Source organism: Oleiphilus sp. HI0117 (assembly GCF_001635235.1).
Window position 1 is genome coordinate 1 of sequence record NZ_LWGA01000817.1, and the last position, 5614, is coordinate 5614.

A 5614-nucleotide genomic window follows, 5' to 3' on the forward strand; every position below is an offset into this window, starting at 1 on the left:
TTCTGGTTAGTGGTCGCAATACGAGTTCCGAAACCGCTGCTTTGCGTACTAGCACTGCCAGAATCTGAGTCGGAGTCACTTGAGGAAGAGCTTCCTCCACTTGAGTTTTGAGTAATTTGTCCAGAGCTAACGCGCGTCTCACTATCGCCGTTTCGGTTTACATTCAGATAGTTTATTTGAAAGATCTGGGTACGAAGCCCGGCAGGGAAGACCTTTATAAGTCGGCCTGACTCCTCATATTCATAACCATAGATATCTTTGGCAATGCTCATCACTTCAGATACCGTTACATCCCTGAGTTGCAAGCTAATACTGCCACTAACATCAGGATGAACAACCATATTTTTATTTGTACCGTCTACAAGGCCGGCAAAGAAATCCCGTGCCGGAACATTGTTCACGCCAATATCAAAGCGCGGCTCAATTTTTCCTATTGCACTATTGTAATTACCAATTTGTGGCGTTAGTGCGTCAACAACAGCAAGCGGCACTTCTTCATTCGCATGGGGAGATAAAGGCTCATTCTGCTCATCAAGCGCCTCATCCAAGGTATCGTTTATCTGATCAACCGCCGACGTGGTGTTCGCGGTTGGTGTCTGGAGCAGCGCATTTTTATTCGCACAGGCAGATAGAATTAAGCACATACAAAATGCCAGTAAACTGTGGGCACCTTGTTTTGTTACTTGATACGAGCCTTTTGACCTTACCATGTTGTTCTCACTTCTGTACTTTTGAGCCTGCCACAATCATGTAGCTATAGGCTTTATATCGCAGACCAAACCTTAGCTTAGGCCCGCTTAAAGTTATTTTCGAATTTGTTTGATTTTATTGAGGTGCAAAACGACTTCTCTTCCGTCATACACCAACGAGACAGACTCCGACGAAATTCTTCTTACTTTCGCACCGGAAACAAAGTCTCCTTCATACACTTTTTTGCCATTGATCATTGCTCGGCGGTTATCCCCTGCGCTCATTATATAGTTGAGAGAGAAGTTCGGCATACGGCGCTTGGTTTTCGCGGCAGCCTTTCTCTTTTCCCCATACGGCGCTGTTGGGTCAGACAAGACCTCACCGCCAGGCAAACTATAAGTTTGTTTGGCGGACAGCGACAATGAAGCGCTTAAGCATAAGCCAAACACTAATACTAAAGAGCTCTTGTAAATTGTAGTTTTAAACACCGATCCAGTCCTCTTCCAGGCTCAGAGTACTGAGCTGAACTTTTATCGTCGCATTAGGGTACCGATCAACTTTATAACTCAGCATTCTCCAGTAAAAGCCGCTCAAGCTTTCTAATTGCTGTAAATATTCAACCGTCTGGAAATAAGTTCCTCGCAATTCCATTTCAAAGCCATGCGTAAATATAACCGCCTGAGGCTCTGCAGAAATGGCGCTATCATTAGTCTTATCTGATTCGTCTGTGGTACTCCCCAAACTCACGTTCAAGGGCTCTACCGGTAGATTTTTGGCACTTAGCAAGCTCAAGCCTTTGTAGTCAGATAAGACCTTTTTCATAAGGTTTGCCATATCTTCAGGCGCAACCAGGTTACTCATACGCTGCCCTATCTTTAAACGTAAGCCCTGCAGGCGCTCTTTTAATTGTTCTTGCTCTTGCCTTAGTGCTGCATTCGGGTCGTGAGCCAAAGCTGAAGTCAGCTCACTGAGCCGATTACTTTGCTCAACAGTTTCTTGTGTCAACGATGCTTTGTTGGCTAAGTTAGCTTTGTGCTTTTTTTCATAATCAGCGAAGCCTGTCTGCAGCCAAATAAAAGCAATGATCACCACAGCAGTACCCGCCATAATTGCCCGTTCTCTAAGGCTTAGGTCGGCTGTTTTATCACGTAGTTCGTACCATTTCTCAAGGTTCATTTCTGGCCTCCTTCTTGTTCTACAGAAGAACCAGCCGAGTCTTTAGCATAGTTGAGTATTGCTTCACTGCTATCAAGACGAGAAAGTAACACCTCAGGTGCTGCAGTGTGCTCTTCAGAGCGCAAAGAGAAATTCAACCAATGTCTCTTCCCTTCGTGTTTTTCAAGTTCAAACAATGTAAATGTACGCCCCAGGAGGCTGTCTTCCTGACGAAGCTTTTGCAAATACTCGGGCACCAAGTCACCGTTCAGGGTAATGCCTTCAATATGCATCTCCTTTCCTGAGGAGCCAATAATTATTGAGTTCAACCATAGTTTATCTAAGTTCTGGCGTGCAAGTGAGAGCAGAATATTAGAAAAGCCTTCATCATCTTTAACTACAACCGTATCTAGCATTTCGATCATTCGTTGACGAGCTTCAGCTTTAGCGTGCAAACGCTGATTAGCGGCGACTAATGACTCATCTTTTCTCATGCGTTTAGCTTTAACGCTTAGTGTTTCAAGGCGCTTTGCCATTTCTTCATTCTTTGATTTGATTACTTCAAGCTCTTGAGCTTCCTGCTTTAAGCTATGGCTAAGCCACAAGCTGACACCAATGAGCAAGAGCAAGGTGACAACAGGCAGAAGTATAATTTGTTCGAGTGGTAACTTTACGCGTTTTGGTTTGAAAGCGTCGGTATAGAGGTTTACTTGTTGCATATTGCTCTACCCCTCTCTCAATGCACTGGCGAGCGCGACAAAAGCTTGAATTTCTTCAAGGCCCAGATTTGCCTCGTCCTGCATAAACAAGGACATATCAAGCGGTTCGACTCTGGCGCCAATACTACCACCAAGCATATTTGCTAATGGCATATTGGGTGCAGGGCCCATCAGTGCAACCGTTTGCGGAGGAACTTGAGCCATCTGGCTTTCAAAGTAATCAAATGAGCGCTGGATTTCTAAAGATAATTGCTGAATAACCGAGTTTTGCTGCGCGACATCGTTCAGCGCTTGTAAAGAAAAGTCAAAATGCCTGGAAAAGTAAAGCGTGTCACCTTTAACCAACACAATCATTCCAGCACCGTGACGAAGATATAAAACCGCAACGGGTCTTTGATCATCATCTGCTAGTCGCAAGGCAATATTCCTAATCGCTAGCTCTGAGATCTCAATTGTTTCTAGTTCCAAACCAGACTTATTGACGAGATTCACGGTATCCTGGATTAAAGCTGACCGACTGGAAACAACATTCACCTGTTCCGGACGTCCTTTTAGGGCATCCTGAGGAAAATCATAGACATCCAGCACCGCATCGTTTACGTCATAGTCGAGTAGGTCTTTTAGCTTCCAGCGAACGGCATCGACGAGTTCACTCTCTTCAACTTTTGGCTTCTCGATAGGGTAAACTCGATACTGATCTGCCGGCAAAACGACGCGACAAGTTGCACCGTCGAGGCCATGCTCTTCAACAAGTGACTCCAGCACTGATACACGCTCTGCCGCATTGCACTCACGATAATCACACAATGTAATGAGCGCATTTTTGCCTTCATTTTTCGAAGCGACAGCAAGAGCTATACCGCTGGAGCGAACTTCCAGCCCTACTACTTGAGCTTTCGATTTCTTTTTAAATAGCGAAAACAAATACCTGCCCCTAGATCTAAATAAGCCCCTGAATCGGAGCGCCACCAGCCTTTTTAAAGCTTTTAGTTAGAATAGTTCAGTAAGTTACTGTTTGCAAAAGTTTTATACCACATAGAATTCAACATTAAGACCCAGACTCAGCAGCAGCGAATTTTAAAACTGTAAATGCAAAAATCCCCACCAAAGGCGGGGATTTTTTACTTACTCTGATGCCTGCACAAAATTTGCGGCATACATAAGAAGCTTAGAAGCAACTATTAAACAAGGTTTCGCCATTTAAGCCCTGCTTCTCAAGGATATCTCTGAGTCGCTTAAGTGCTTCAACCTGAATCTGACGAACTCGCTCGCGAGTTAGACCAATCTCTTTACCAACCTCTTCCAAGGTGCTCATACGGTAGCCACGAAGACCAAAGCGACGAGAAAGAACTTCTTGCTGCTTACCAGACAACTGATCCAACCAGCCATCAATGCTACCTTTAAGGTTACTATCCTGCAGCAACTCTGCAGGATCAGACGCTGACTCATCAGCAACTGTATCTAGTAATGATTTGTCGCTACTGCCGCCGATAGGCATATCAACAGAGGCAACACGCTCGTTCAAGCCCAACATGCGCTTAACATCAGCAACAGGCTTATCAAGCAAATCTGCAATTTCTTCTGGCGATGGCTCGTGATCAAGTTTTTGAGTCAACTCACGTGCAGCACGCAGATATAAATTCAGCTCTTTTACTACGTGAATAGGCAGACGAATTGTACGCGTCTGATTCATGATTGCGCGCTCAATAGTTTGGCGAATCCACCATGTTGCATAAGTAGAGAAGCGGAAACCACGTTCTGGGTCAAATTTCTCAACTGCGCGAATTAGGCCTAAATTACCCTCTTCAATCAGGTCAAGTAGAGTCAAACCACGATTAACATAGCGACGTGCGATCTTTACAACGAGTCGCAAGTTACTTTCAATCATTCTCTTACGCCCGGCCGCATCACCTTTCTGCGCCAAGCGAGCAAAATAAACTTCTTCTTCTGGGGATAAAAGCGGAGAAAATCCGATTTCATTCAAGTACATTTGTGTCGCATCAAGCTGACGGTATGACTGACTTTCTGATGAGCGACCGTCTATGCCTGTCTTCTTAGCTTTCTTTTTCGCGGTTATCGGAGTGACGACTGTCTCAGCCTCTTCCTCAAAACCCCAACTTTCAGTCGTTGTCTCTTCTGATTCAACGCCATCAATTTCTACTACATCGTCAAAGTACGCTTCTCTTTCTGCTGACATCTGTCTTGCCTCGCTTTTTATTGTTTGCTCATCAAGATCCTTGATGATGCAACCTAGCTGTTTAAATAAATACGCTACCAGCCTCGCAACTGGCATTTTTCCCTTTTAGGATAGTTTTATCTCGCAGGCAGATATTTCATTGGGTCAACCGGCTCACCATTGCGCCGAATTTCAAAATGAAGCATTACCTGTTTTGAGTCAGAGCTCCCCATCTCTGCGATCTTGCGACCTTTTATTATTTTTTGTCCTTCTTTAACTAGTATCCGCTGGTTATGTGCATAAGCGCTGAGGTAAGTTTCATTATGATTTATAATTACCAAGTTTCCGTAGCCTAACAAGCCATTGCCTGCATAAACTACTTCTCCATCAGCGGCCGCATATATTGGCGAACCCAAATTGCCGGTAATATCGACCCCCTTATTGAGAGTCGTACCCGCAGACTTCCCTTTGCTCATTCCACTTGAACGGGAAGTTCCTACAGAACCTTTTACAGAATACATGGCAAGTATCGGGCCAAGATGAGGCCACTGCCAATTTATGTTCTTGATGTGCTTGGTTTTTTTATCTCTTGTTACGTTTTTACCATTCTGCATAGTTTCTTTACGTTCTGTTACATTCCCTCTTCTCTTAGACCCTGATTTTGATATTTTCAAGTTCGATTTCTGTGAGTTTTTGCGACGTTCTAAATTTATTTTTTGCCCCGGCACAATCACATAGGGCGACTTTATTCCATTCTCTCTCGCCAACTCCTTCATCTCACGGCCATAGCGCCATGCGATGGCATATAAGGTATCTCCCTTACGTACAACATGCTGCCCAAAGTAGACTGGAGGGTTAAAGTTTTTATCTAGAT

7 protein-coding genes are annotated in these 5614 nt (G+C 44.4%); all 7 read right to left on the minus strand.

From position 1 onward, the window contains the following. On the minus strand, positions 1–644 hold a 644-nt coding region (locus A3757_RS13595), incomplete at its 3' end, for a secretin N-terminal domain-containing protein (RefSeq protein WP_197470045.1). Positions 645–803: 159 nt separating this feature from the next. Further along, positions 804–1178: a general secretion pathway protein GspB gene (locus A3757_RS13600; RefSeq protein ID WP_068511623.1), complete on the minus strand. Its 375-nt coding sequence runs from the start codon at positions 1176–1178 to the stop codon at positions 804–806. Next, positions 1171–1866 (minus strand): hypothetical protein, encoded by a 696-nt coding sequence (locus A3757_RS13605; protein ID WP_068511626.1) that lies wholly within the window; start codon positions 1864–1866, stop codon positions 1171–1173. Before A3757_RS13605 ends, A3757_RS13600 begins: the two co-directional genes overlap by 8 nt. Further along, positions 1863–2564, minus strand: coding sequence for a hypothetical protein (locus A3757_RS13610; RefSeq protein ID WP_068511629.1), 702 nt, complete (start codon positions 2562–2564; stop codon positions 1863–1865). Before A3757_RS13610 ends, A3757_RS13605 begins: the two co-directional genes overlap by 4 nt. A gap of 6 nt (positions 2565–2570) precedes the next feature. Next, complete coding sequence (locus A3757_RS13615) at positions 2571–3488, minus strand: hypothetical protein (RefSeq protein ID WP_082865326.1); 918 nt, start codon at positions 3486–3488, stop codon at positions 2571–2573. Between the two features lie 244 nt (positions 3489–3732). Next, a complete protein-coding gene (gene rpoS / locus A3757_RS13620) occupies positions 3733–4761 on the minus strand; it encodes an RNA polymerase sigma factor RpoS (RefSeq protein WP_068513624.1) in 1029 nt (342 codons plus the stop codon). A gap of 116 nt (positions 4762–4877) precedes the next feature. Further along, positions 4878–5614: peptidoglycan DD-metalloendopeptidase family protein (locus tag A3757_RS13625; RefSeq protein WP_068739788.1), on the minus strand; the 737-nt coding region annotated here is incomplete at its 5' end.

What these genes read in the sequence shown, in the direction of transcription:
- A3757_RS13610 (WP_068511629.1), bottom strand. Translation starts at nt 2,564, where the DNA reads ATGCAACAAGTAAACCTCTATACCGACGCTTTCAAACCAAAACGCGTA.
- A3757_RS13605 (WP_068511626.1), bottom strand. Translation starts at nt 1,866, where the DNA reads ATGAACCTTGAGAAATGGTACGAACTACGTGATAAAACAGCCGACCTA.
- rpoS (WP_068513624.1), bottom strand. Translation starts at nt 4,761, where the DNA reads ATGTCAGCAGAAAGAGAAGCGTACTTTGACGATGTAGTAGAAATTGAT.